Source organism: Kribbella sp. CA-253562, assembly GCF_050942265.1.
Taxonomy (GTDB): Bacteria; Actinomycetota; Actinomycetes; order Propionibacteriales; family Kribbellaceae; genus Kribbella.
In genome coordinates this window covers 5,223,469-5,246,923 of the sequence record NZ_CP192049.1, presented here as the reverse complement: position 1 = coordinate 5,246,923, position 23,455 = coordinate 5,223,469, and the positions used below count along the sequence as shown (strand labels likewise).

Genomic DNA, 23,455 nt, shown 5'->3' with positions numbered 1-23,455 from the left:
TACGCCTATGCCTATGCCCGCGGTCAGCTTGGGCGGCTCGGGGCGAGCGGGTAGGGCACGAAGGTGCTGCGGTTCTCGTCGATGTTCAGCGCGTGCCCGATCGGTGGGGCGGCACGCTGTGGGCAGCGGGGCCGGTCACAGGTCTTGCACCCGGGGCCGATCGGCATCGCCGAGCCACGGTCGTTCAGGTTCAGCCCATCGGCGTACACCAGCCGGCCGGCTTGCCGGATCTCGCACCCGAGCCCCAGCGCGAACGTCCGGGCGGGCCGCCCGTACCCGCCGCGGCTGCGAGTGATGGCCCGCGCCACCCAGAGGTAGCGCTGACCGTCGGGCATCTCGGCGACCTGGGTGATCACGCGCCCAGGGGTGGCGAACGATTCGTACACGTTCCACAGCGGGCAGGTGCCGCCGCTGCGGGAGAAGTGGAAGCTGGTCGCGGACTGGCGTTTGGAGATGTTCCCGGCCCGGTCGACCCGGACGAAGATGAACGGTACCCCGCGCAGCCCGGGGCGCTGCAACGTGCTGAGCCGGTGCGCGATGGTCTCGTAGCTCACCCCGAAGTGCCCCGCCAGCAGCTCGACGTCGTACCGGAACCGCTCGGCCGCCCGGAAGAACGGCGTGTAGGGCAGGACGAACGCCCCCGCGAAATGGTTGGCCAGTCCGATCCGGGCGAGGTCGCGCGTCTGCCCGTCCGCCCAAACCTGGGCGTCCAGCAGTTCGTCGATCTCTCGCTGCGCCTCGAGCAGGGCGAGCTGGGTCGCCATCCGGAACGCCTGCTGCCCGGCGCTGAGGTGCGCGGAGAAGTACAAGGTGCCCTGCGCCGGGTCGAACCGGTGCAGCTCGTTGACGTCGGACTTGTGGTCCTCGGTCGAACGCTGCACCACCCGGATCCCGTGTGCCGCCGCCAGATGCCTGCGCAGCGCACGCCGTACTTCCCCACGCCTGGCCCCGAGCTCTTCCGCGACTCCTTCGGCGGCACGGTCCAGGGAGTCGAAGTAGTTCTGATTCCGGTAGAAGAAGTCCCGCACCAGCTCGTGCGGCGTCGCGGTAGGGGAGTCGGTCCGGCTGTCGGTCACCGACCCAAGGTGCTCGCTGACCTCCCGATGCCGCCGAAACAACTCGATCACGGCATCAGCAACCTCCGGCATCGAGCTCACCAGCTCCTGCAGATCGGTCACCGCAACCGGCGTACCACCCGGCCCAGCGGGCAACGCCTCTCGCAGCTCCGCCAACTGCCGAGCAGAATCCTGCGGCGCGAAGAACGCCGGATCGATCCCGAACACCTCGGTCAACCGAACCAGCACCGACACCGTCACCGGCCGCGTGTCGTGCTCAATCTGGTTCAGGTAACTCGGAGAAATCGCCAGCACCCTGGCCAGCGCGACCTGACTCAACCCCCGGTCCTGCCGCAACCGCGTCAACCGCCCACCGGCGAACACCTTGTCCATGACCCACTGTACGACGAACCAGCGAAGATTCGTCTTCGCAAAGTTGGCAAGGGCGGCCTGCCGATTGAAAGGAATTTGCAGGGTCAGTCCCAGTGCGAGCCAACTGACCAAATCCTCTGGTGGCCTTTGCCGCCGTAGTACGTGGCGCGGTAGTACCGCTCAGCGTCACGGGCCAGGGCCCCTGGAACGCAAAGAGGCCGATATCGGGATTCCCGCCGGGTTCACTGTGCGTACGAGGAGCATGTAAAGCCGGTCAGGACCGCTTGTACGTCGCGCGCCAGCCTTCGGACGGGTCGGGCGGGGTCAGCACGAGCGTGTTGCCCTTCACCTCGAAGGCCCGGGTGAGGCGCTGACCGACGAGAGCGGGGACCAGGGACGACTCGACGGTGACGACGAACGTGCCGGCGGGCCGGTCGACATCGACGTGTCCGTAGAAGGCTTCATACCCGTTCAACGTGTACGGCGTGTCCGGTGCGGCGGGGTCGAGGTTCCTGGCCTGGACCGACATGGTGCCGGACGGGGTGAAGACGACTTGGCCGGAGTACGGCACGGGCTCCAGATTTCCTTCGGTGCCGACCTCCAGGGAGGTCATCTGCCAGGCGCCGATCAGGGGTCTGGTGCCCCGGTCGGCCCTGCTCTGCTGGGCGAACGGCGGCGCGATCGCCTGGAGGGCGAGCGCGAGTGCGGCCACCAGTGTGAGCGCGGTGATCCTTCGCTTGATCGTCATCATGTCTCGCAGGCTCCTCTGCTTCGGGGATGGAGATGCCGGAGGCAACGAATGCTCCGATACTCCAGTCAACCCGTTCCGCCGGCCGCGAGGGAGTCCCTCTCGAGACGTGTACTGTCAGGGCATCCCTTCGCAGCAGGCGACGCTGTACCGCCTGTCCAACGGCGACGCGTACTACCTGGACAGCGCGTTCTTCCCGGGTTCCCGCAGCCACTTCGAACGCGCTGCTCCTGCTCCGGCGAATCCACACAGAGACAACGCCCACGGAAAACGCCACTTCACACGAGCTTGATCTGGACCGGAGGACCCTGCAAGTCCGGGGCGACGCTTGCGCAACATGTCCGTGACGCGAGCAGCCGGCGATCAGCCCCATCACGGTAATGGGCCCCTTCTCGCGTTGGACGTGAAGGTTCGGACGGATCGCTCGGCCGCCGAGATCACGGCTTCGAGTGGGCCGCGTTGGTGGTAGGCCCGCCAGGTGAACGCGAAGGCTACCGCGACGATCACGTGGACGATCAGAAGTGCGGTTTCGTCGGCGTCGTGTCCGGCCACGCCGAGTGCGACGACGTGGGTGCTGTAGAGCGTGAGCGTCATACCGCCGGCAGCGACCAGTGGTGTCAACAGGGGTGCTGCGACGCGGATAGTCAGCAGGCAGGCGCCGAGCACGCCGAGTGCTGTGCCGATCGTGTGGAGCAGGTCGAGTGGCGTTCCCGAGTGCGGACCGGATACGGCGAGCCACCACCAGGAAGTCGTGGGGGTGGTGCCGCCGAGCGAGGTCGACAGTCTGCGCTCAACCGCGGGACTACCCACGATCCGGGCGAGGCCACCGAGCGGGTACAGCAGCGTCCAGGACACAACCTTGGCAAGGATGGCCAGGCCTGCGCCGCCGACGAGGAGGCCCGCAGCCACTCGCGGCGAGCCGAGAGCGAGCCGGCCGACGGCCATCCCGGCCAGCAGGTAGGCGATCCACGGCAACACCGGGTAGTACCCGGTCAGAGCCAGTTCCGTGACTAGTACGCCGGGTTCGGCGAGCGAGCCGAAGGTCGGGTTGCTGCTGCCGGACCCGTCCAGCGACGAGCGCAGTACATGGTTCAGAGCCGGCGCGAGTAGCGCCCAGCCCACCGCAAGCGGCACGAGCGCTCTCGCGCCGAGCGACAGGAAGGGCACGGCGCAGACGAAGAGCAGCGCGTAGTAAACCAGGATGATCGCGACAGGTGTCTCCACCGCTCCGAGCGTCAGTCCCAGAAGTGCGAGCAAACTCGCCCGGACGATGAGCCCGCTCCGGGTGGCCAGCATGCGCCTGCCCCGGTACGGATGCGGGCCGCCGGTCGCCAGGGCGAGACCGACACCCGCGAGCACGGCGAACAACGCCGACGCCCGACCGCTGGCCACAAGGTAGGCGGTAGTTGTCTGTCCCGTCTCGTCGGTGGCCGGGATGATATGCACCGACATCATCCCGAGCAGGGCGATTCCGCGCGCGGCATCCACGCCGGACAACCGGCCACCGACAGATGAGCAGTCCTGGGAGGTGCCGGCCGGCACCTGCTGCACCGCCATCTTGTCTCCTCAGCCTGTGCCGTTTGCACGCCTCGTATGCGGACAGCAAACACGGCGAGGGCGAAAGCCAGTGCAAAATCCAAGTCTGTGGATCGGGCTCATCGGCCGGTGAATTCGCCGCTCAGCGGAACCCGCATGAGAGCCGTTCTCGTTCGTGAACGTCTGCTGACCCGCGGTCGCCCGATCTCAATGTCGATGGTGAGGTGGTTTGCGCTTTGGGGCGCGGCGCGGCGGGATGAGGCGCTGACGCAAGCAGGAGTTGGATGGTTCGGCCGCGCCTCAGGCTAGCCAATGGTGGTGCCGGATCGCTGCGATTGTGAGCTTCATTCGACCAGGTCGGGCGACGGCGGAGCAGTTGTGCGGCGGGTGACTCGCGCTGCTGTCTCGCGATGGGGCGGCAAGTTCGGTGTCGAGCCGGAGGTCTTTGCCTGGCCTGTTGGACTCGGTGATGCTGACCGCGACGAGAATGTTGCCGACGGCAAAGTTCACGTTCGCAGTGGCGGTGTAGCGGTCCTTTACCCTGCGGGATCTGTCTCAGGCCGAGGCGGCGAACGCCGGAAAATCAATCGCAGTCTGTGCGGCGAGCCAGGCGCCGCCCGGCCTTACCGGTCGTGAAGTTGAGGACCGCACCAGTCGATGACCGTGCGGGCGTACTCGGCGGGGGCTTCGATCGGCGGCGCGTGGCCGACGTGGTGGAGGATCGCGAGGTTCCAGTCGGGCCGCTGTGCGGTCCAGTCGTCGATCGACGCGCGGGGAGTCAGGCGGTCGTCGTCCCCCCAAACCAACAGAGTCGGCGCCGTGACCCGGCGCATGGCGTCGAGCGCGGGGTGCTGCCGGACGAACATGAGCGACATGAGCGAGGCATAGACCGTGATCGCGCTTCGCAGACGCGTTGGCTCGACCGCTGCCATCTCGTCTCGCAGGAGGGCGGCGAGTTCGGGCGACATTCTGGTCAGGTCGCCGCCGATGTTCCATCTGCTGTTCGCTATCAATGCGGGATCGTCCAGTACCCGCAATTGCGCAGCGAGGATGCGTCGCCCGGACAGGCGGACCACGACAAGGGCGAGCGGGGCGGCGATGGCCAGCCCAGCCCTGCCGAGAGTCCGCCAGTTGCGGGTCTCGCTGCCGCTGAGCGGGGGAGGAAGTGCCGGCAACACCAGCACGAGCCGGGCGACCCGTTCGGGTGCTTGGGCGGCGAAGAGCAAAGCGATCATTCCGCCGGCCGACCAGCCGTGGAGCACGATCTGGTCCAGGTGGAGTGCGTCAGCGAAATCGCGCAGGAACAGCGCGTTGGTCTCGATGCCGGCCGCGCGCCGGTTCGGTAGCGCGGTGTGACCGGCGATCGTGCCGGGCAGGTCCAGGGCGATCGCGTGCGCGTGTGGTTGCAGTTCGGCGAGTACGTCGAGCCAGGTCGAGGCGCTGTTGGCCGGATTCGGAACGAGCAGGTGAACCGGTCCTTCCGGCGACCGCGCCTGATCAGTGACCAGATAGTGCACCTTCGTGCCGCGCACATCGACCGTCTCGCTGCGAATCCCGGACCAGCGAGTGGCGCGCTCACCCCAGTCGGCGTACTGCACCACGCCAGGCTACGCCCGCCGACGCACCCGAGCGGCTGTAGGTGGAGTTGGCAGCCACGGGTGCGGTGAGCGCCTTTGCGCCTCGGAGCCGCGGTCAATCGGAACTCTGACGTCGACCAGTTGACGGACGCGACTTGGTTCAGCTCGGACCGGAGCCGGGACCGTCCTCACTGTCGAGACGGTCCAGCAGCCGGACGATGAGGGTGCTGGCGAGTTCGGTTCCTGCTTGTTCGGGGACAGGTGGATGTAGTCCTCGAGCAGTCGTACTGTCGTCAGCACTTCGGAGTGGGTGAGCACAGGCAAGGTGGGGTCCCGGTTCGACCGATTGGCGGGCCCCGGGTCATCAACGGTGGGGGATTGCGCCGGAAGGGTGCCTTCAGGCTTTTGCCTTCTGCGGAACATCGATCCTCCGAGCGGCCTGTGGCCGGGTGAGCGCGGACTCACACGCCGAAGATCCGGACTTTGTGCCGCGTCAGACGCTCGGTGATCAGGCGGTTCGTGGTCTCCCCGGCCGGCAACCGGTCGGCGGACAGCAGCGAGCCCGCTGATTGGAGCCGCGGTTTCGAGCCCCGCAAGGTGATGGGGCCGCGAAGAACTTTCACGGTGCTGGTGTGCATGCCGGTTCCTTTCGGATCGCCAAATCCGTCGCCGACCAGACTTCCCGGCACACCTCGAGTCCGTCCGCGCTCAGGCGCGCTTTATCAGAGGACTCATCAGTACTATCCGCCGAGCGTACGTCCGCGTTACATCCTCGGGTCGGCGGTCGTCCCGACCTGCCGGCGTGACCTCACTGTTGCCGAGAGCAAATGGACTTCGGTGTAACGACAGGGAGGCAGGTTACGATGTAGCGATCACCTGGCTTTTCAAGGTCCGGGTGGGGCAGTTCAGGTGTGCCGGGAAGACTGGTCGGCGATGTTTCAGCCATGCCTTGACCTAGGGAGCACCCCCGTGAGCCGACACTTCGGCCTGAGCATCGTTGCCGCGACGACCCTGACCCTTCTGGTCGCCTCGTGCTCCGGTGAACCGCAGTCCAGCGGAAGCAGTTCGCCTTCGCCGAGTACGACCGCGAGTGTGACGCCGTCATCGACCGCGTCGACGCCGACCTCGAACCCGACACCCACGAAGCCGCCGGTCGCGCCGCAGAGGACCGCTGCGCAGCTCACCAAGGCACTGCTCGCCTTGGACGACCTGCCGGCCGGGATCTCGATCGATCCCGACAGCGGCGACGAGGGTGACGACGCGAAGATGTCGTCGAAGGACCCTAAGTGCGCGAAGCTCGTTGCGTACTCGAACGCCGACACCGCTCCGGGCTCGAAGGCCTCGGCGTTCCGCTCGTACTCGGCCAGCGAGCAGGGGCCGTTCATCGACGAGGGACTGGATGCCATGGGCTCACCGGCCGCGGTGCAGGCGCTGCAGAACTCCTTTCGGCAAGCGATCCGGGCCTGTCGGGGGATGACGCTGACCATCCCGGGCGAGGGGCGCTCGCCGATCACCGTGCGCGAGGTGTCGGCGCCCAAGGTCGGGTCCACTCCGGCGGCGGTCCGCTACAGCGCGTCGAGCGGGCCGCTCGAGGGGCTGGAGGTCACGATGGTGACCACCGGCGTACAGGACGTCGTGGTGTCGGTCACCGTGATGGGCGGAGCACCCGGTGACATCGAGTTCCTGACCAAGGCCGCGGTCGACAAGGCCACCAAGACCCTCGGCGCCACGTCGGGTACCTGACTGATCCCACCGGCGTGCAAGGAGTCCGTGCTGTGGCGACGAGAAGATCGGGGCTGCGTCAGGGATGTGTCGGTCCGGCGCTGCCTGGGCATTGCGCCTCTCCCAGTCGATCGATGGTGAAGGCTGCGATTCCGCCTCAGATTGGGGCATGGTCTCACTTGCTGCCGGGGGCCTGGCGTCGGCGCGAGCTGGTGAGGAGGACCGCCGTCCCGACGACTCCACCGACGATCCCAAGGCAGAGGTAGAAGTACCGACTCCAGAAGTCCGGCACCCAGCCGGCTTCACGGGCAAACACCTCGTCGCCATCGTAGGCGTACTGGATCTCGATGCTCTGTCCCTTGTTCCGCCGAGGAACGAGGTACTTCTCGATGGTCGTCTCAACCCGCTCGCCACGCGAGGTCGTGAACGAGACCGTGAGCGGCTGCCCGCGATCAATCAACGGCACGGGCTCGTCGACAACGACGCCGCTCACAACGGGGGCGTTGGCCAACAGTTGGTCCTCGTCCTGATCGAAGGAGGTGATCAAGACACCGACGGGCAGCAGAGCGATGCAGACGAGTCCCACCCGCCATGCTTCGCCAGACGGACGGCCAACCCGTACGCGCCGCTGATGCTGTCCCATGCGGAACATTCTGCGGTCTCTGTCCAATGCCCGCCCCAGTTGACCGTTACGTGAGCCGAAAGTTCGTACTTGCGATGGTTGCCTACGACGCACACGGGTGGTCGGAGTCATCAGCTGCGCCGTTTCGCGGTTGCAGCGGCGTGGGCGGCGATCAGTTCACGAGCGGGTGGGGTCACCGATCGAGTTGAAGGCGGTGCCAGTTGTTCAGGGCGAGTGCCGCGGTGGCGAGCACGACGGGTGCCACCAGCAGGAGTTGGACAGTGGAGACTTCGGTCCCGGCGCTGATTGCCCACAGCGCCGGTGCGGCGAAGGGGAACCAGCCGCCCGCGCCGGCGACGACGGTGAGCTGGGACAGTACGACGATTCCGATCGTGGTCGCGATCCCGGCCAGGATCGAGCGTGCCATCGTCGTCGCCCACGCGGCCGGTACGGCGATGGCGCCGGTCAATACCGCGAGGGCGAGTTGCCGTCCGAGTCCCGGTACGGCGTCCGCCGGGATTCCGCCGAGCCCGGCGGCTAGGCCGGCGAGGACCAGTGCCGTGAGGAGCGCGCAGCTCGCGGCCAAGCTCCAGACCATGTAGACGACGAGTTTCGCGGCGGCGATGGTACGGCGGGGGACCGGCAAGGCGAAGAGCCCGGTGATCGTGCCCTCGGCGAACTCGCGGCCGAACAGCCAGCTGATCACGACGCCCTGGGCGAGCAGACCGGCGGCACCGGTGACTTGTGCGGCGGTGGTCAGATACCCCGTTCCAGCCGCCGGGGTCGATCAGCGGGCCGAGTTTCGCGGCGAGCTGTGGGTCGTCGGTGCCGGCGGCCAGCAGCATCGACGAGCAGATCAGGGCGATGCCGAACACCATCAGCACGGTGGCCACCCGGGCGACCGTGGCGTGACGGAACTTGAGGGCCTCGGTGGCCAGTGCGGCGATCATGTGTGGGCCTTGTCGTCGGCGAGGACCTGCTCGAAGAAGACGCGTTCCAGGTTCGGTTCGCGGGGGTCGAGGGTGCCGATCACGCGGCCGGCGTTCAGGACCGAGATGCGGTCGGCGACTCGGGCGACCTCGTCGAGGTGGTGGCTGCTGACCAGGATCCCGGCGCCGTCGCCGGCCCGGCGCAGCAACGCCTCGCGGAGCAGGACGACTCCTGAGGGGTCGAGCGAGTTCGTCGGTTCGTCGAGCACGATCAGGCGCGGGTCGTGTTGCAGGGCGGAGGCCAGGCCGAGGCGCTGGCGGTTGCCGAGCGACAGTTTCGCGCTGCGGCGGTCGGCGTACTGGGCGAGGTGGAGTTCGTTGACGACGGCATCGATCACCGCCGGGATGCGAGTCGGTGGGATGCCGTGGAGGCGGGCGGCGAGGGCGAGGTTCTGGCGGGTGGTCAGTTCGCGGTAGGCGAGTGGGTACTCGACGAGGTGTCCGACGGCCGACCAATCCGCCTGCGAGAGGGAAAGGCCGGCGATGGTGATGCTGCCGCCGGTCGGCTTCAGCATGCCCAGTAGCAGGCGCATGAAGGTGGACTTGCCGGCGCCGTTGAGACCGACCAGCGCGTGGATCTCGCCGGGCAGGACGTGCAGGTCGGCGCCGCGGACTCCGGTGCCGTCGTCGAAGGTGCGGACCAGGGCGCGCGCCTGGACGGCGTACTCAGGCATTGGCGTGCTCGAGAACGTCCAGGGCGGAGTGGATCGCCGCGCCGAGATCGCCGTCGTCACTCAGGCTCCAGCGCAGCAAGGCGGCGTTGAGCGCACCCAGTACGGCGCCGGCCGCGACGGCGGCCCGGTGGGGATCGACGCCGAGGTCGGTGAGAGCCTCCGCGACCACCACCTCGGTCGCCGCGGTCCCGGCGGCCAGATCGGCGCGTAGCGACGGGGTCTGCGCGACAATCCGCAGCCGCGCCCGGACCTCATCGGCGGCCGGGCTCGGCAACTCCTGCCACGCCTTCCGTACGCCGCGCGCGGCCAGCGTGATCGGGTCGGCGCCGGGCGGTTCGCGCCGGATCGACTCGCCGATCACCGGGTCGTAGGGGTCGCCGATCAGCACGGCGGCCTTGGTCGGGAAGTGCCGGAAGAACGTCATCTGGGTCACCCCGGCGCGCGCGGCGATCTGCGCGGCGGTCGTCGCCTCGAATCCCTGGGTGGCGAACAGCTCCAGGGCGGCTTCGAGCAGCCGGGCCCGCGTGCGCATCAGTTTTCCGGTCACCTTGGAATGTTAGCCGCTAACATTCCAGCGCACCAGAGCCCGACGGCTTGCGCTGCGATTGAACACGTGTTTAGCATTGAACATGCGTTCAACCGCAGCCTCTGCGCCCGCTCCCGGTGAGTCGACCGTGGAGCGGATCCGGGACGCCGCGGTGCTGCGGTTCGGCCAAAACGGCTTCTCGGCGTCGCTGCGGACGATCGCCGCCGACGCCGGCGTGACGGCGGGGCTGGTGGTTCACCACTTCGGGTCCAAGGACGGTCTGCGGCAGGCCTGTGACGACCACGTGCTGGGCGTGATCCGCTCCGAGAAGTTGCGTGCGGCAACGGCTTCGAGCGCGGCCGGGCTGCTCGCGCAGCTGGCCGAGGTCGAGCAGTACGGCCCATTCGCGCTGTACGCCGTACGGAGTCTGCAGGCCGGCGGTCAACTCGCGAAGGCGTTCATCGAGCAGATGGTGCGCGACGCCGAGCAGTACCTCGCGGCCGGAGTCGAGGCGGGCACGATCCGGCCCAGCCGGAATCCGGCCGGACGGGCGAAGTACCTGACCTACCAGAACGTGGGATCGCTGATGCTGTGGATCTCGCTGCGGTCCGAGACGGTCTCGCTCGACGACTTGCGCCTGACGCTGCGGGAGATCTCCGACCAGGTCACGCTGCCCGCGCTCGAGGTGTTCACCGAAGGGCTGTTCGTCAACCGCACGATGCTGGACGAGTACCTGATGTACGTCCCCGACCCGCCAGGCGGACCCGCGGTTCCGTAGCGGACACGCGTCCCGGCCAGGGACGTCCAGGACGACATCAATCACCGGAACTTCTCCGGATCAGCAGAATGAGGAACAGCGATGAACGCTGCCCTGAACATCCAGCAACTGCACAAGTCCTTCGGCCAGGTGAAGGCCCTCGACGGGCTCGACCTGACCGTGACCACCGGCCAGGTGGCCGGATTCCTCGGTCCGAACGGCGCCGGCAAGTCGACCACCATCCGGGTCCTGCTCGGCCTGCTGCGCGCGGACGGCGGCAGCGTCGAGGTGCTCGGCCGGCACCCATGGGACGACGCCGTCGAGCTGCACCGGCGCCTGGCCTACGTCCCCGGCGACGTGAGCCTGTGGCCGAACCTCACCGGGGGCGAGGCCATCGACCTGCTCTGCCGACTGCGCGGCGGCGCCGACCGTGCACGCAAAGCAGAACTGCTCGAACGCTTCGAGCTCGACCCGACGAAAAAGGGCCGCACGTACAGCAAGGGCAACCGGCAGAAGGTCGCCCTGGTCGCGGCACTCGCCACCGACGTGGAACTGCTCGTGCTCGACGAACCGACGTCCGGCCTCGACCCGCTGATGGAGACCGTCTTCCAGGACTGCATCGCCGAGGCGAAGGCGGCCGGCCGCTCGGTGCTGCTGTCGAGCCACATCCTGGCCGAGGTCGAGAAACTCTGCGACACGGTGACGATCATCAGGGCCGGCCGAGCCGTGCAGTCCGGCACGCTCGCCGAGCTGCGGCATCTCACCCGAACCACGATCACGGCGACGATCACCGGTTCGCCGGCGTCGTTGTCGACGCTGCCCGGGGTGCACGATCTGCGGATCCACGACGACGAGGTGACGTTCGACGTCGACCACGACCGGATGGCCGGGACCGTGCAGGCGCTCGGCGCGCTCGGCGTACAGAGTCTGAACAGCGTCCCGCCCTCGCTCGAGCAGCTGTTCCTGCGTCAGTACGGCGACCAGCTGCCCGCCGAGGAGGTGACGGTATGACGTCCCGTCGCGACAGCCTGACAGCCACCGGCGACCTCGTCCGGTTCGCGCTCCGCCGCGACCGGGTCAAGCTGCCGATCTGGATCGGCGCGATCGGCCTCGGCATGCTGTACGCCGTCTCCGCGCTGCCCACCGTCTACTCGACGCCCGCCGAACGCCAGGTGCGCGCCGACCTGATGAAGTCGCCGGCGGCAACGATGATGTCCGGGCCCGGCTACGGCCTGGACAACTACACGCTCGGCGCGATGATCACCAACGAGATGGTGCTGTGGCTCGCCGTCCCGGCCGCGATGATGAGCATCTTCCTGGTCGTCCGGCACACCCGCGCGGAGGAGGAGACCGGCCGTGCCGAGCTCATCCGGTCAGCGGTCGTCGGCCGGTACGCCGCGCCGGTGTCGGCGCTAATCGTCGCGTTGCTGGCCAACGCGGGCGTCGCCGTACTGACCGCCCTGGCGATGATCAGCGGTGGGCTGGCCGCGACCGATTCGTCTGCCGTGGGCATCGGTCTCGGGCTGACCGGAATGGCCTTCGCCGGTGTCGCGACGGTCACCGCGCAGCTGACCGAACACGCCAGGTCGGCCTCCAGCCTGGCGATGACGGTCGTCGGCGCGGCCTTCCTGCTCCGGGCCGTCGGTGATGCGGCGCAACCGGGCGGCAGCCTCGTGTCGTGGTTCTCGCCGCTGGCCTGGATCCAGCAGAGCCGTCCGTTCGTCGACCTGCGCTGGTGGCCTCTGCTCCTGCCCGTCGCGCTCCTGCTGGTCACGGTGGTGCTCGCTCGGGCGTTGTCCGTACGCCGTGACGTCGGTGCGGGACTACTGCCGGCTCGACTCGGACGGGCCGACGCCGGGCGGACGCTGTCGACGCCGTTCGGACTGGCGGTCCGGCAACAACGCGCGTCGGTGATCGGGTGGGCCGCAGGGTTGTTCGTGTTCGCGGTCGCGAGCGGTTCGCTGAGCGACTCGGTCACTGACGCGGTGGCCGAGAACCCGGCGATGGGGGAGATGTTCGCCCGCAACGGCCTGGAGCCGACCGACGGTTTCTACGCCACGATGGCGCTGTTCTTCGCCCTGCTGATCGCCGCGTTCGCGGTGAGTTCGGTGCTGCGCCTGCGCTCCGAGGAACGCAGCGGGCACACCGAAGCGGTGCTCGCGACCGCGGTGAGCCGCCGGCGGTGGATCTCGGCGTGGGTCGGATTCACGACGCTCGCCTCGGCCGTACTGCTGCTGGTCAGCGGGCTCGGCGTCGGTCTGGGAGCGGTCAGCGGGGCGGCGGGTCCCGGGGTCGTCGGCGAGGTACTGCTCGCGACGCTCGCCTTCCTGCCGCCGGTGCTGGTGGTCGTCGGGCTAACAACCGCGCTGTTCGGCGTACGGCCAGGATTTGCGGTCTGGGCCTGGCTGCTGGTCGGGTACGCGTTCTTCTTCGGCATGTTCGGCGCACTGCTCGACCTGCCGACGCTGTTCACGGACCTGTCGCCGTTCAGCCACCTGACGGTGATGCCGCTCGACCGGCTCAGCGCCGTACCGCTGGTTGTCCTGACCGCGATCGCCGCGATCCTCGCCCTCGCCGGTCGATCGCTCTTCCAACGCCGCGACCTGGACGTGCCATGACGGCAGATCTGGCCGACTGGGTGCGGAAGATGAGTGGTACCACCCATCCCGCTGTACTGGCGGAGACGTCAGAGGAGATGTCAGACTGAATCTGTGGCGCCCGGCCGGCGCATCCGCTGCCGGTCGGCGCGGCTGGAGGTCGGTATGGCGTGGATCTTGTGGTTGATCGCCGCTGCCGGCCTGGGTGTTGCGGAGTTCTTCACGCTGGCCTTCGGGTTCGGGTTGATCGCGGCGGCCGCGGTCGTCGCGGCGGCCACGGCCGCGCTGGGTGCACCGCTGCTCATACAGGTCCTGGCATTCGCGCTCGCCAGCGCGGCCGGCTTGCTGGTGGTACGCCCGATCGCCTTGCGACACATGACCCAACCGTCCCTGACGCGCGAAGGCAGCGACGCGTTGATCGGGAGGCAGGCGGTTGTCATGAAGGATGTCACCGGTTCGGACGGCCTGATCAAAGTGTCCGGGGAAGTGTGGTCGGCACGGGCCTTCGACGAGACCCTCGTGATCCCACAAGGAGCGCAGGTGGACGTCATGGAGATCCAAGGTGCCACCGCGATCGTCTATCCCCGCGAGTTGCTGCCCTGAGCAACGGCCATCGAGCCGAGCACGGAGGAGACATGGAACTGCTGGTCCTCATCATCATCGTGGCGCTCGTGGCGGTGTTCGGCGTCATGTCCTCCGTTCGGGTGGTGCCACAGGCGCGCCGCTACAACATCGAACGGTTCGGCCGCTACCGGGCCACCCTCCAGCCGGGGCTCAACTTCGTCATCCCGGTGGCGGACCGCGTCAACACCAAGCTCGACATCCGCGAGCAGGTGTTCACCTCGCAACCGCAACCTGTGATCACCGAGGACAACCTGGTTGTTGCGATCGACACGGTGCTCTACTACCAGATCACCGATCCGCGCGCCGCCGCCTACGAGGTCGCCAACTATGTTCTGGCGATCGACCAACTGACCGTGACCACGCTGCGCAACGTCATCGGCAGCATGGATCTGGAGCGGACCCTGACCTCGCGCGAGGAGATCAACGCACAACTCCGCACCGTGCTCGACGAGGCCACTGGTAAGTGGGGGATCCGGGTCAACCGGGTCGAGATCAAGGCCATCGACCCTCCGAAGACGATCAAGGAGGCGATGGAAAAGCAGATGCGCGCCGAACGTGACAAGCGGGCGGCCATCCTGCACGCCGAGGGAGACCGGCAGGCGAAGATCCTCACCGCGGAGGGGACCCGTCAGCAGGAAATCTTGGTGGCCCAAGGCGATCAGCAAGCCAGAATCCTCCGTGCCGACGGCGAAGCACAGGCCGTCGAGCGCGTGTTCCAGGCAGTCCACCGAAACAACGCCGATCCCAAGGTACTGGCCTACAAGTACCTCGAGACCCTGCCCCACCTGGCGAACGGCGGGAACAACACCTTCTGGGTCATTCCGGGTGAACTCACCGAGGCGATCCGCACCGTCACGAATGCGTTCGGCGATCACTCCACGATGGGGATGTCGAGCAATGGACCCGGACAGGACGACGATGACCAGCCCGACAGCACCGAGCGGCATGAGCTCACGGCCGGTGAGCCGGCGTCGCTGAGTGCAGCTGCCGCAGCGACGCAAGCTGCCCAACAGGCCCAGAACGCCGTTGACGAAGCAAAAGCCGAGGCAGAAGCAGCGACAGCCGGCACCGCCAACCCTCTGGGCCCAAGCAGTTCGCGCCGCAAGGCTGCCCGCTGATGGGCCAGGTCAGCTGGCGTTCTGCCGGAAGTCGCAGGCGACTTTGTCGAGGGCCCGATCATTCCGGACACCACGACGCGTAGCCAGAGCTGGCGGCTGGCGCCCGGGGAGTGCGGCGGGCGTTGTTCAACGCGTCCATGACCAGGCGGTACCGCGAGACCCGGTGGCGGACGACCATGTCGAACGGCGCCGAGCCGGTTGCTGTTGGTTTCGTCGGGACAGAAGAGCCGGAACCGGTCGTCGTTGTCGCGGTAGATGTCGCGCAGCATCTCACTGAGCCGCCGCGTCGATTCGAGCCGGACACCGGCAGGAGACGGCATCATCCCGGAAGTGCGGCATGTCCAGCGGACGCGTCAGTCCGCCGCCGTTGGCGTACGGCGTTGCGCTCATCCGCAGCGCGCCCTCGGGGTTGGCGCTTCTGACCAGCGACGCGGGGGAGCCGTCGCTCTCGAACAGCTCGTCGGGCCGGTAGGAACGCAGTCATTGCTCCAGCAGTCTCAGGTGATCCGGGTTCTCCCTGACGGTTGCCAGCGGCACCTGATGGGAGCGGAACGTGTCGAGCATCTGCTTGCCGTCGACGGAGTCAGGGCCGGTCCAGCCCTTGGGGCTGCGCAGGATGATCATCGGCCAGCGGGGTCGCTCCCCGTCCCAGTCGCCGCCGCGGGCGATTCCTGGATGGCGCGGATCCCCAGGCTTGGGCCCAGCGCCGTCGCTAACCGGTATGCATCCCGGGCAGGTCCGAGCCGTCGACCTCGATGACGTCGTACCCGTGGCCCTCGAGCAGTGAACGGACCTCGACCGGGTCCTTGCGGCCCAGGACGGTCGGGGCCGGCGATCTTCGCGCCGTTGAGATGCAGCACCGGCAGTACGGCGCCGTCGCGGGCGGGGTAGAGGAACGAGACGCGTTCCACGACTATTCCAGCGGACCGGTCTCGGCCTCGCCGTCGCCGACCACGGCCAGCGCGATCAGGTCGGGGTTGTCCATCACCGCACCGAACGCATGGACGAGCACGTAGCCGAGCTCGCCGCCCTCGTGGATCGAGCCGGGCGTGGTCACCGAAACGTGGCTCGGGATGCCGCCGGGCGCGGAGAACTGCCGGAACAGCCGGCGAATGCCCTCCGCGTCGGTGCCGACTGCGGGATAGGTCTCGGTGCAGTTGCCTTCCAGATAACCGGCGGCCACCAGCGCCGGTCCGCCGTGTCCGGGCCCGGCCGGGTAGAGCATCTCCTGACCGGTCTCACGGATCAGGCGAGAAGCGGATCGAGAGCGCCTGCCTTCGTACGACGTACGAAGGCGGGCCGTGTTCAGGAGCCGTAGATGCGTGTGGGGCGGACGAAGACGGCAGCGCGGCGGTCGGCGGCCATCGTCCGGTCGTAATCGTCCCAGTCGTCATGAGTTCCGCCGGCGGCAGTGAAGATGTCGCGCAGGATCAGCCGGAGGTGCTCGGCGTCCACACCCGGATGCCCGTCATCGGGACCGATGATCTCGGCCTCGCCCTCTACGGCCGCCCAGCGCCAACCGGACCGCACCGCCAGGTTGATCTGCGGCCGCGCCCGCAGGTTCGCCAGCTTGACCTTGCCGTATGTCACGAACGCGACGACGGGCGCGCCGTCGACCGGATGATCCAGTACGCCGAGGTTGACGACGGACGACTGGACGGTGTGGTCGGCGCGCACCGTCGACACCACAGCGAGGCCTTGCTCCGCCCGGGCGAGGTCGGCGAACTCGTTCAAGCTGGTCACTGCACGCTCCCGTCGTGCCACTTGTTCTGCGGCGACTGCGGGACCCCGATCCTCACGGTTCTGCATGAGCGTCCCGATCTCATCATCGTCAAGCCGGCACCCTCGACGAAACCTCTGGCATCGAGCCGGCCGTCGAGATGTGGCGGCGCCGCTCCCAGAAATGGCTCGGCCATCAGTCCACCTTGCCTGCTTCGACGGAGATCATCGGTTCACGGGTCAGCCGGTGAAGGCCAGCACGATGGCAGCGATCCCGAAGGGAATGTCCAGCACGATGCAGAACTCGGCCAGAGATCGAGGTACCACCTGGTTGCGACGCCAGTGGATGTAGTCCCACACGGCATGGGTGGTCAGCGAGGCACCGGCCAATACCAGTCCGAGGCGCGGGGACACCAGGACCGCGGCGACGGCCAGGCCGCCGAATCCGAGCATCGCGAGTCCCTGTGCGGTGAGGGGGCGGGCTGAGACGCGTCGCGCGATACCTACCCCGACGAGGACGGCAGCGTAGACGGACAGCCCCAGCCACCAGGGGACGGCGGCGAACTCGCTGACGGTGACCACGAGCGAGCCGGTCAGCACACCGGCCCAGGCGATCCAGGGCAGGCCGACGGCCGCCGCGGCCAGATAGCAACTGGCCGCGACCGCAACGGTCATGGCCACCGCCTCGGCGGCCACTCCGGTCAGGATCTGGAACGCCGCGGCCGCCACCCCCAGGGCGACCGGCCAATAGCCCAGCACGGACCGGCGCCTGGCAATGCCTTCAGTCGTAGTGTTCGGCTTCGTCACGGGCGTCTTCCTTTCTCAGTCCATGAAGCCGCGTCAGTGAGCGTGTTTCGCGGCGTACTCGGCGGGTCGGAGAAGCATCGCCGCCGCCATGAACAGCAGCATCAGCAAGTGTCCGCCTGCCATCAGGCCGGCTGCGTCGATATGTCCTGACCACAGCAGCGGAAACAGCACCACGAAGCCGGCGTACATGGCCAAGGACATCTCAACGATCGGGCCGACGCGGTGCCTTCGGAACCGCATCCACGTGGCCATCGCGACCGACATGCTCGTCGCCATCACCAGGCTGTCGACCTCGGCGCCGCTCGCCTCCGGAATCGCCAGGCCCAGGACCGGACCTATCGCCACCATGCCGACTGCCATCGCAGCCACCATCTCCAGGTAGTGCCGGGCGAACCGGCCGGCCCGCCCGAATCTGTTCGACACCGGGGCTGCAGCCGGCGTGGCTGGGTTGGCTGGTTGGGTTCGTTTCGCTGCCTCGATCATGGCCGCCTCCTTCACAACTCGAACACCGCTGTTCGAGTACTTGGCGACACCGTAACTCGTACACCAGTGTTCGACAAGATGTTCTCCGGACTCAGTCAGCGGCAGGTACGAAGTGGACGAACTCCTCCACCCACGGAGGATGTCGACGGGACGGCTTTCGAGCGCGGAGGCCGGATCTCGTACGCCCAGATCCTCGGGCTGGGGCTGACCAGGGGAAGCCCAGACATCGCCGCTCGGAAGGGCCGTGGGAGCACGGCGAGTTCTGCACGTCTTGCTGGCGGCATCGATGGTGGCAGTGTTCGGGGTCGGTGGCGCGGACCGAGCGCCGGGGCCCTTGGCCGGGGCGGCGGTGGCAGCACCACCGAAGCCGGTACCGGAGACGGCCGCACCGGGAGACGGCCGCACAGGCCTCCGCCGACGCGCGGACCCTCGGCCGCCCGGTTCCCGGTCGAGGCCGAGCGCACCACGGCCCGTGAGGTGTTCGCGAATCCGGACGGCACGTTCACTGCGGAACTGACGACCCAGCCGGCCCGGGTTCGCCGAGGGACCGCGTGGGTCGACGACGACACCGGGCTGGTCCGCCGGCCGGATGGGTCCGTCGGCCCCCGAGCGGTTCCGGTGAGCCTGTCGCTGTCTGGTGGCGGAACGGCGCCGCTGGGCGGCTACGCGTAGTACCTCGTGACGCAGTCTGGCGTGGAGCCGAATGGGCGGCGCCATGACGAGCGCGTCCGTCTGCGCAGTAGCAGGGCGTCCTTGACGTCAGTGCCATCGACGGACCCCAAGGCATCCCTTCGGCGCTGGATCGACCGACTCGCCCAACCTAGATGGTCACCGGCCTTCGGAGTGGTCCCCCTCGGACACAGTCGAACCCAACGCGGGCTGATGAACACATCGGCCCGCGTTTGTGCGTCGTCGTACGTGATCGCCGGCCCGAGCGCCTTGTCAGGCTTTGCCAGGACTTGCGGTTGGCCAGATGAGCACGCGGGTCGTGTCGCCGGGTTCCGGGTGTCCGATTCAGCGGTCGACCGGAGACTGTGGTCGGGCGGTTGCTACATCCCCCTAGCGAAGATGGCCCAGCGTGATGCCCTGGGCGAACTGCTGTCAGCCCATTCCCGGCTTGTCCAAGAGTCCGGCGTTGGACTCGACGGGACGAGTGGCTCGGAGTTTGAGCCGCTCATCCCGTCGACGATCGAGGGCAGGCGCACTGGTTCGTACAGGGTCATGCCTTGCGCAGCGACCGGAGCCCGTCGCGGAGCTCGGAGGCATACAGGTCAGGGACCTCCCAAGCGGCGAAGTGCCCGCCCTTGTCGAGCTCGTTGTAGTGAATGAGGTTGGGGTACGCCTGCTCGGCCCAGCTGCGCGGTGAGTAGATGACGTCGTCGGGGAAGACGCTGACGGCGACTGGAATGGTGACGTTCCTGACGCCGGCGCCGGGCGGGTCTTCCCAGTAGATGCGGGACGCGGAGACCCCGGTGTTCGTCAGCCAGAACATGGTGATGTTGTCGAGCACGTCGTCACGCGTCAGGCCCCCTTCGCGCCCCTCGACGAAGGCGGGGGCGATCAGGGACGCGTAGCTGATCGGGTCGTGGTCGACCAGCCAGGCCGCCAGGGCGACGGGTGAGTCAGCCAGTCCGAAGAGTGTCTGCGGGTGCCAAGCCATCTCGGCCTGGCCGACGTACCCGTAGGCGGTCGTCAGCGTATCGACCGCGCGTCGCTCGTCGGCTGAGAGGTCGGACGGCAGCTCGGCGTGGGATTGGATCGCCTTCTCGATGGCGGCCGGAAAGACGCCGGGGAACGTGCTGTGGATCCCGATCAGTTCCGCGGGGGCGTCACCGGCGGCCATCACATCGACGAGGATGCCTCCCCAGTCGCCGCCCGCCGCCACGAACTGCCGGTAGCCGAGGCGCTTCATCAGCTCCACCCAGGCGTGGCCGATGTGGGCCATGTCCCAGCCGGTTTCGGTCGGCTTGCCAGAGAATCCGTAGCCCGGCATGTTCGGAATCACCACGTGGAAGGCATCCGACGCGCTGCCGCCGTGCGCCGTCGGGTCGGTGAGCAGGTCGACGATCTTCAGCTGCTCGATCACCGAGCCCGGCCAGCCGTGGCAGACGACGACCGGCAGTGCGTCCTCGTGCTTCGAGCGGACGTGGACGAAGTGGATGTCCAGCCCGTCGATCTCGGTGATGAAGTTGGGCACCGAGTTGAGCTTGGCCTCGCACTTGCGCCAGTCGTACTCGGTCTCCCAGTAGCGCGCGAGCGCCTGCATCGTCGCCAGTTGCACGCCCTGGGACGCATCGTTGACGGTTTCCTTGTCGGGCCAGCGCGTGGCAGTGATGCGGGCACGCAGGTCTGCGAGGTCCGCCTCCGGAATCTCGATCGTGAACGGTCGCACCGCTGTGTCGGTCGTGATGGTCATGGGATCCTCTTCGGTGGAGACGACAACTTGTGGACGCCACAGAGTCTGGTTCGGCTCGCGGGCATGGCGCGCCGGTAGAGAACCCTGGGTCTGCACCCGGGGATTGAGCCTGGCTTTCAATCTGTGTCTCGTGCACTGTCGACGCGCCATCATCCAGACAGGGCGTCGAATTGGATGACAGCCAGTTCGACCAGCTCCTTGCCGGTGCACCATGCCGGTGCAAGACTGCTGAGCGGTTGACCCCGGCGCCCACGCGCCGCGCCCGGGCCTTTGGCAGAGGCGTGCGGGGTGGGTTGGTTGGCATGTCCAACAGCGTTCACTGGGCCGGGCTGCGCGGGCGGCAGAAAGAGTGCAAGGTGCTGAGCGGGCTGGTGGCTTCAGCGCATGCCGACCGCAGTCAGGTCCTGGTCCTGCGTGGTGAGGCAGGTATCGGAAAGACCGCCCTGCTCGAGTTCCTGATCGACAACGCGGGCGGATGCCAGCTCGGTCGAGCGGCGGGGGTGGAGTCCGAGCTGGAGCTGCCGTACGCCGGTATGCATCAACTGTGCGGCCCGTATCTGGATCGCATCGGCAGCCTTCCAGCCCCGCAATGCGATGCACTGAGTACCGCGTTCGGAATGCGAGCCGGTTGTGCTCCAGACCGCTTTCTGGTCGGTTTGGCGGCACTGACCTTGCTGAGCGGAGTTGCCGAGGAGCAGCCCCTGATCTGCGTGATCGACGACGCACAGTGGCTGGACCAGGCGTCCGCCCTGGCATTGGAGTTTGTGGCTCGCCGGCTCGATGCCGAGCCGCTGGTCCTGGTCTTCGCAGTACGGAACTCCGGTCAGGACCGCAAGTTGGAAGGACTTCCGGAGCTTCAGCTGCACGGGTTGGGAACTGAGGACGCGGCAGCCCTGCTCGAGTCTGCTGTTGCCGGGAGACTCGATCCGAAGGTACGAGATCGCATCCTTGCCGAATCCGATGGCAATCCGCTGGCCTTGCTCGAGCTCCCTCGAGTGCTGACCCCATCGGAGTTGGCGTTCGGTACGGCGGTGGCGGCGCGCAGCGCCGCTCCGTTGGCCAATCGGCTCGAGCAGGGGTTCCTCCGGCAGTTGGCGACACTGCCGCAGCAGGCACGACAGCTGCTCCTGGTCGCAGCCGCTGAGCCGGTAGGCGACGTTGTCCTGCTGTGGCGAGCGGCCGAGCGATTACGTATCAAAGGCGAGGCATCGGCGACCGCGGAAGCCGTCGGCTTGATCGAGTTCGGGGACCGGGTCCGATTTCGGCATCCGCTGGTTCGTTCGGCCGTCTACCAGTCGGCCACGCCCGCGGAACGGCGAGAGGTACACCAGGCGTTGGCCGATGCCACGGATGCTGAGTCCAGTCCCGATCGCCACGCGTGGCACCGTGCGTGCGCGGCTTTGGGCCCAGACGAGATGATCGCGGCCGAACTCGAGCGGTCAGCAGATCGTGCAGTGTCCTTGGGTGGTCTGTCGGCTGCCGCTGCCTTCCTCGAGACCGCGGCATCGTTGACCCCCGACTCCGCGCGACGGGCTCGACGCTCACTTGCCGCGGCGCAGGCCAAAGCGGGTGCCGGCTCATTCGAAGACGCCTACAACCTGTTGGCATTCGCCCAGTCCGGGCCTTTGGCCGAGGTCGAGCTGGCGCACGTCGATCTTGTTCGGGCGCACATCTCGTACAACTCCATCCACGGCAATCAGGCCTTGCCGCTGATGCTCGCGGCTGCCAAACGGTTCGAACCTCTGGACGGCGTCATCGCGCGAGGAACCTACTTGGACGCGCTGTCCGCGGCATTGTTCGCCGGGCGGCTGGCACCCGGGCCTGGGCCCGGCATGCGGCAGGTGGCGGAGGCAGCTCGGGCAGCGCCGGCGTCCGAAGCGCCGAGCAAGGCCGACCTGCTACTCGAGGGAATGGCCATCCTCTATACCGACGGCTATGCGGCGTCGGCGGGCACACTGCAACGGGCGATCCAGGCTTTCGGGAGCGAAGAACTGACCCTGGAAGAGGCGTTCAGGAGCGCCTGGGTGGCAGCGGTCGCAGCTGTCGATCTGTGGGATGACGTGCACTGGGACCTCCTGAGCCAGCGGCATCTGGACGTCGTTCGCAAGGCCGGAGCTCTCAGCCTGCTTCCACTGGCTCTGGCAAGTCGCGCGATCTTCGACATCCACAGCGGGAACCTGGCCACCGCGGCATCTCTGGTCGCCGAGAGCAACTGGATAGCGGAGGTGACCGGTGGCGAGAACACCCTGACGGCGATCCCCGCGGCCTGGCTTGCCGCGATGCGTGGCCACGAGAAGCAAGCCGAGCAGCTGATTCAGGAAACCATCAACGACGCGACCGACAGAGGCCAGGGTGTCGGGCTGAGCATGATGTACGCCGCACGCGCCGTTCTGTGCAACGGTCTGGGCCGGTACGACGACGCCCTGGTCGCCGCCCAGGAGGCGACGATCGAACCGCTGGAGCTCGGCCCCACGAAGTGGGCGATCGCCGAGTTGGTCGAGGCCGGGGCGCGCAGCGGTCGTGCCGACATCGCGACCGGCGCGTTCGAGCTTCTCTCGGAGATGACCAGCGCGAGCGGTACCGACTTCGCGCTCGGAGTCGCGGCCGCCAGGGGGGCGCTACTGCGCGACGGTGACGAGGCCGAGGAGCTTTATCAGGAGGCACTCGACAGGTTGGGCAGTACCAGAATCCCCGTCGAGCTGGCTCGAGCACGTCTGCTGTACGGCGAATGGCTGCGGCGACGGAATCGCCGGGCCGACGCGAGGAGCCAGCTACGAACGGCCCACGAGTCGTTCGGCGTGATGGGTGTCGAAGCTTTCGCCGAACGCGCCCGTCGCGAACTGGCCGCAACCGGCGAGACGGTCCGCAAACGCACCGTCGAGACCCAGCAGGACCTGACCGATCAAGAAGCCCGAATCGCCCGGTTGGCTGCCGAGGGCCTCAGTAATCCTGAGATCGCCGCGGCCGTCTACCTGAGCCGGCGTACCGTCGAGTGGCACCTCCGCAAAGTCTTCACCAAGCTCGGAGTCACCACCCGGCGCCAGTTGAGGCGACATCCGTCCGTCGATCAGCTCGGCGCGATCGCCGGGGGTTGAGTCATCGGCCGGCCACTG

Annotated in this window: 21 protein-coding genes and 1 pseudogene; 7 read left to right on the top strand and 15 right to left on the bottom strand. The window is 67.8% G+C overall.

The window, feature by feature from the left end; translation table 11 throughout:
• Window positions 1-23: 23 nt before the first annotated feature.
• The 5 genes from ACQPXM_RS24775 to ACQPXM_RS24755 all read right to left on the bottom strand — a co-directional run bounded on the left by ACQPXM_RS24775 (window position 24) and on the right by ACQPXM_RS24755 (window position 5,977).
• Window positions 24-1,448: a short-chain fatty acyl-CoA regulator family protein gene (locus ACQPXM_RS24775; protein WP_432937286.1), complete on the bottom strand. Its 1,425-nt coding sequence runs from the start codon at window positions 1,446-1,448 to the stop codon at window positions 24-26.
• A gap of 253 nt (window positions 1,449-1,701) precedes the next feature.
• On the bottom strand, window positions 1,702-2,178 hold the full coding sequence (locus ACQPXM_RS24770; protein WP_432937283.1) for a lipocalin-like domain-containing protein: 477 nt from the start codon (window positions 2,176-2,178) through the stop codon (window positions 1,702-1,704).
• Window positions 2,179-2,547: 369 nt separating this feature from the next.
• Window positions 2,548-3,732, bottom strand: a complete 1,185-nt coding sequence (locus ACQPXM_RS24765; protein WP_432937280.1) for a heparan-alpha-glucosaminide N-acetyltransferase domain-containing protein — start codon at window positions 3,730-3,732, stop codon at window positions 2,548-2,550.
• Window positions 3,733-4,334: 602 nt separating this feature from the next.
• Entirely contained in the window at window positions 4,335-5,309 is a 975-nt protein-coding gene (locus ACQPXM_RS24760; protein ID WP_432937277.1) for an alpha/beta fold hydrolase, read from the bottom strand.
• Between the two features lie 440 nt (window positions 5,310-5,749).
• The gene (locus ACQPXM_RS24755; RefSeq protein WP_432937274.1) at window positions 5,750-5,977 is read right to left on the bottom strand and encodes a hypothetical protein; all 228 of its coding nucleotides are present in this window, start codon (window positions 5,975-5,977) and stop codon (window positions 5,750-5,752) included.
• 280 nt (window positions 5,978-6,257) lie between these two features.
• On the opposite strand from ACQPXM_RS24755, the gene ACQPXM_RS24750 reads away from it, so the two are divergent.
• Window positions 6,258-7,031 (top strand): sensor domain-containing protein, encoded by a 774-nt coding sequence (locus tag ACQPXM_RS24750; protein WP_432937272.1) that lies wholly within the window; start codon window positions 6,258-6,260, stop codon window positions 7,029-7,031.
• 154 nt (window positions 7,032-7,185) lie between these two features.
• Here the strand turns inward: ACQPXM_RS24750 and ACQPXM_RS24745 are convergent, their stop codons facing one another.
• The 4 genes from ACQPXM_RS24745 to ACQPXM_RS24730 form a co-directional block, all read right to left on the bottom strand.
• The gene (locus tag ACQPXM_RS24745; protein ID WP_432937270.1) at window positions 7,186-7,653 is read right to left on the bottom strand and encodes a hypothetical protein; all 468 of its coding nucleotides are present in this window, start codon (window positions 7,651-7,653) and stop codon (window positions 7,186-7,188) included.
• A 172-nt stretch (window positions 7,654-7,825) separates the two neighbouring features.
• A complete protein-coding gene (locus ACQPXM_RS24740; protein ID WP_432937268.1) occupies window positions 7,826-8,338 on the bottom strand; it encodes an ABC transporter permease in 513 nt (170 codons plus the stop codon).
• 240 nt (window positions 8,339-8,578) lie between these two features.
• On the bottom strand, window positions 8,579-9,295 hold the full coding sequence (locus ACQPXM_RS24735) for an ABC transporter ATP-binding protein (protein WP_432937265.1): 717 nt from the start codon (window positions 9,293-9,295) through the stop codon (window positions 8,579-8,581).
• Window positions 9,288-9,842: a TetR/AcrR family transcriptional regulator gene (locus ACQPXM_RS24730; RefSeq protein WP_432937263.1), complete on the bottom strand. Its 555-nt coding sequence runs from the start codon at window positions 9,840-9,842 to the stop codon at window positions 9,288-9,290. Before ACQPXM_RS24730 ends, ACQPXM_RS24735 begins: the two co-directional genes overlap by 8 nt.
• Before the next feature lie 82 nt (window positions 9,843-9,924).
• Here ACQPXM_RS24730 and ACQPXM_RS24725 point away from each other — a divergent pair, with 82 nt between their 5' ends.
• The 5 genes from ACQPXM_RS24725 (at window position 9,925) to ACQPXM_RS24705 (ending at window position 14,917) form a co-directional block, all read left to right on the top strand.
• On the top strand, window positions 9,925-10,599 hold the full coding sequence (locus ACQPXM_RS24725) for a TetR family transcriptional regulator (protein ID WP_432937261.1): 675 nt from the start codon (window positions 9,925-9,927) through the stop codon (window positions 10,597-10,599).
• Window positions 10,600-10,680: 81 nt separating this feature from the next.
• Window positions 10,681-11,589, top strand: coding sequence for an ATP-binding cassette domain-containing protein (locus tag ACQPXM_RS24720; protein WP_432937259.1), 909 nt, complete (start codon window positions 10,681-10,683; stop codon window positions 11,587-11,589).
• On the top strand, window positions 11,586-13,196 hold the full coding sequence (locus ACQPXM_RS24715) for an ABC transporter permease (protein ID WP_432937257.1): 1,611 nt from the start codon (window positions 11,586-11,588) through the stop codon (window positions 13,194-13,196). Before ACQPXM_RS24720 ends, ACQPXM_RS24715 begins: the two co-directional genes overlap by 4 nt.
• 93 nt (window positions 13,197-13,289) lie before the next feature.
• The gene (locus ACQPXM_RS24710) at window positions 13,290-13,778 is read left to right on the top strand and encodes an NfeD family protein (RefSeq protein ID WP_432937255.1); all 489 of its coding nucleotides are present in this window, start codon (window positions 13,290-13,292) and stop codon (window positions 13,776-13,778) included.
• A gap of 32 nt (window positions 13,779-13,810) precedes the next feature.
• On the top strand, window positions 13,811-14,917 hold the full coding sequence (locus ACQPXM_RS24705; protein WP_432937253.1) for an SPFH domain-containing protein: 1,107 nt from the start codon (window positions 13,811-13,813) through the stop codon (window positions 14,915-14,917).
• Between the two features lie 270 nt (window positions 14,918-15,187).
• Here ACQPXM_RS24705 and ACQPXM_RS24700 read toward each other — a convergent pair.
• The 6 genes and pseudogenes from ACQPXM_RS24700 to ACQPXM_RS24675 form a co-directional block, all read right to left on the bottom strand.
• Window positions 15,188-15,541: pseudogene (locus ACQPXM_RS24700) on the bottom strand (hypothetical protein).
• Window positions 15,542-15,830: 289 nt separating this feature from the next.
• Entirely contained in the window at window positions 15,831-16,142 is a 312-nt protein-coding gene (locus ACQPXM_RS24695) for a hypothetical protein (RefSeq protein WP_432937251.1), read from the bottom strand.
• Window positions 16,143-16,222: 80 nt separating this feature from the next.
• The gene (locus ACQPXM_RS24690) at window positions 16,223-16,660 is read right to left on the bottom strand and encodes a TIGR03618 family F420-dependent PPOX class oxidoreductase (protein WP_432937248.1); all 438 of its coding nucleotides are present in this window, start codon (window positions 16,658-16,660) and stop codon (window positions 16,223-16,225) included.
• 216 nt (window positions 16,661-16,876) lie between these two features.
• Entirely contained in the window at window positions 16,877-17,443 is a 567-nt protein-coding gene (locus tag ACQPXM_RS24685) for a hypothetical protein (RefSeq protein WP_432937246.1), read from the bottom strand.
• 33 nt (window positions 17,444-17,476) lie between these two features.
• Window positions 17,477-17,941, bottom strand: a complete 465-nt coding sequence (locus tag ACQPXM_RS24680; RefSeq protein ID WP_432937244.1) for a hypothetical protein — start codon at window positions 17,939-17,941, stop codon at window positions 17,477-17,479.
• Between the two features lie 1,204 nt (window positions 17,942-19,145).
• A complete protein-coding gene (locus tag ACQPXM_RS24675) occupies window positions 19,146-20,495 on the bottom strand; it encodes an epoxide hydrolase family protein (protein ID WP_432937241.1) in 1,350 nt (449 codons plus the stop codon).
• A gap of 149 nt (window positions 20,496-20,644) precedes the next feature.
• Between ACQPXM_RS24675 and ACQPXM_RS24670 the strand changes: the two genes are divergently transcribed.
• Complete coding sequence (locus ACQPXM_RS24670) at window positions 20,645-23,437, top strand: ATP-binding protein (protein ID WP_432937238.1); 2,793 nt, start codon at window positions 20,645-20,647, stop codon at window positions 23,435-23,437.
• Window positions 23,438-23,455: the final 18 nt, after the last annotated feature.

Excerpts from the sequence above, each read along its gene's own strand:
- ACQPXM_RS24775 (WP_432937286.1), bottom strand. The coding sequence starts at position 1,448 with ATGGACAAGGTGTTCGCCGGTGGGCGGTTGACGCGGTTGCGGCAGGAC.
- ACQPXM_RS24770 (WP_432937283.1), bottom strand. The coding sequence starts at position 2,178 with ATGATGACGATCAAGCGAAGGATCACCGCGCTCACACTGGTGGCCGCA.
- ACQPXM_RS24765 (WP_432937280.1), bottom strand. The coding sequence starts at position 3,732 with ATGGCGGTGCAGCAGGTGCCGGCCGGCACCTCCCAGGACTGCTCATCT.
- ACQPXM_RS24745 (WP_432937270.1), bottom strand. The coding sequence starts at position 7,653 with ATGGGACAGCATCAGCGGCGCGTACGGGTTGGCCGTCCGTCTGGCGAA.
- ACQPXM_RS24735 (WP_432937265.1), bottom strand. The coding sequence starts at position 9,295 with ATGCCTGAGTACGCCGTCCAGGCGCGCGCCCTGGTCCGCACCTTCGAC.
- ACQPXM_RS24725 (WP_432937261.1), top strand. The coding sequence starts at position 9,925 with ATGCGTTCAACCGCAGCCTCTGCGCCCGCTCCCGGTGAGTCGACCGTG.
- ACQPXM_RS24720 (WP_432937259.1), top strand. The coding sequence starts at position 10,681 with ATGAACGCTGCCCTGAACATCCAGCAACTGCACAAGTCCTTCGGCCAG.
- ACQPXM_RS24715 (WP_432937257.1), top strand. The coding sequence starts at position 11,586 with ATGACGTCCCGTCGCGACAGCCTGACAGCCACCGGCGACCTCGTCCGG.
- ACQPXM_RS24705 (WP_432937253.1), top strand. The coding sequence starts at position 13,811 with ATGGAACTGCTGGTCCTCATCATCATCGTGGCGCTCGTGGCGGTGTTC.
- ACQPXM_RS24695 (WP_432937251.1), bottom strand. The coding sequence starts at position 16,142 with ATGCTCTACCCGGCCGGGCCCGGACACGGCGGACCGGCGCTGGTGGCC.
- ACQPXM_RS24675 (WP_432937241.1), bottom strand. The coding sequence starts at position 20,495 with ATGATGGCGCGTCGACAGTGCACGAGACACAGATTGAAAGCCAGGCTC.
- ACQPXM_RS24670 (WP_432937238.1), top strand. The coding sequence starts at position 20,645 with ATGTCCAACAGCGTTCACTGGGCCGGGCTGCGCGGGCGGCAGAAAGAG.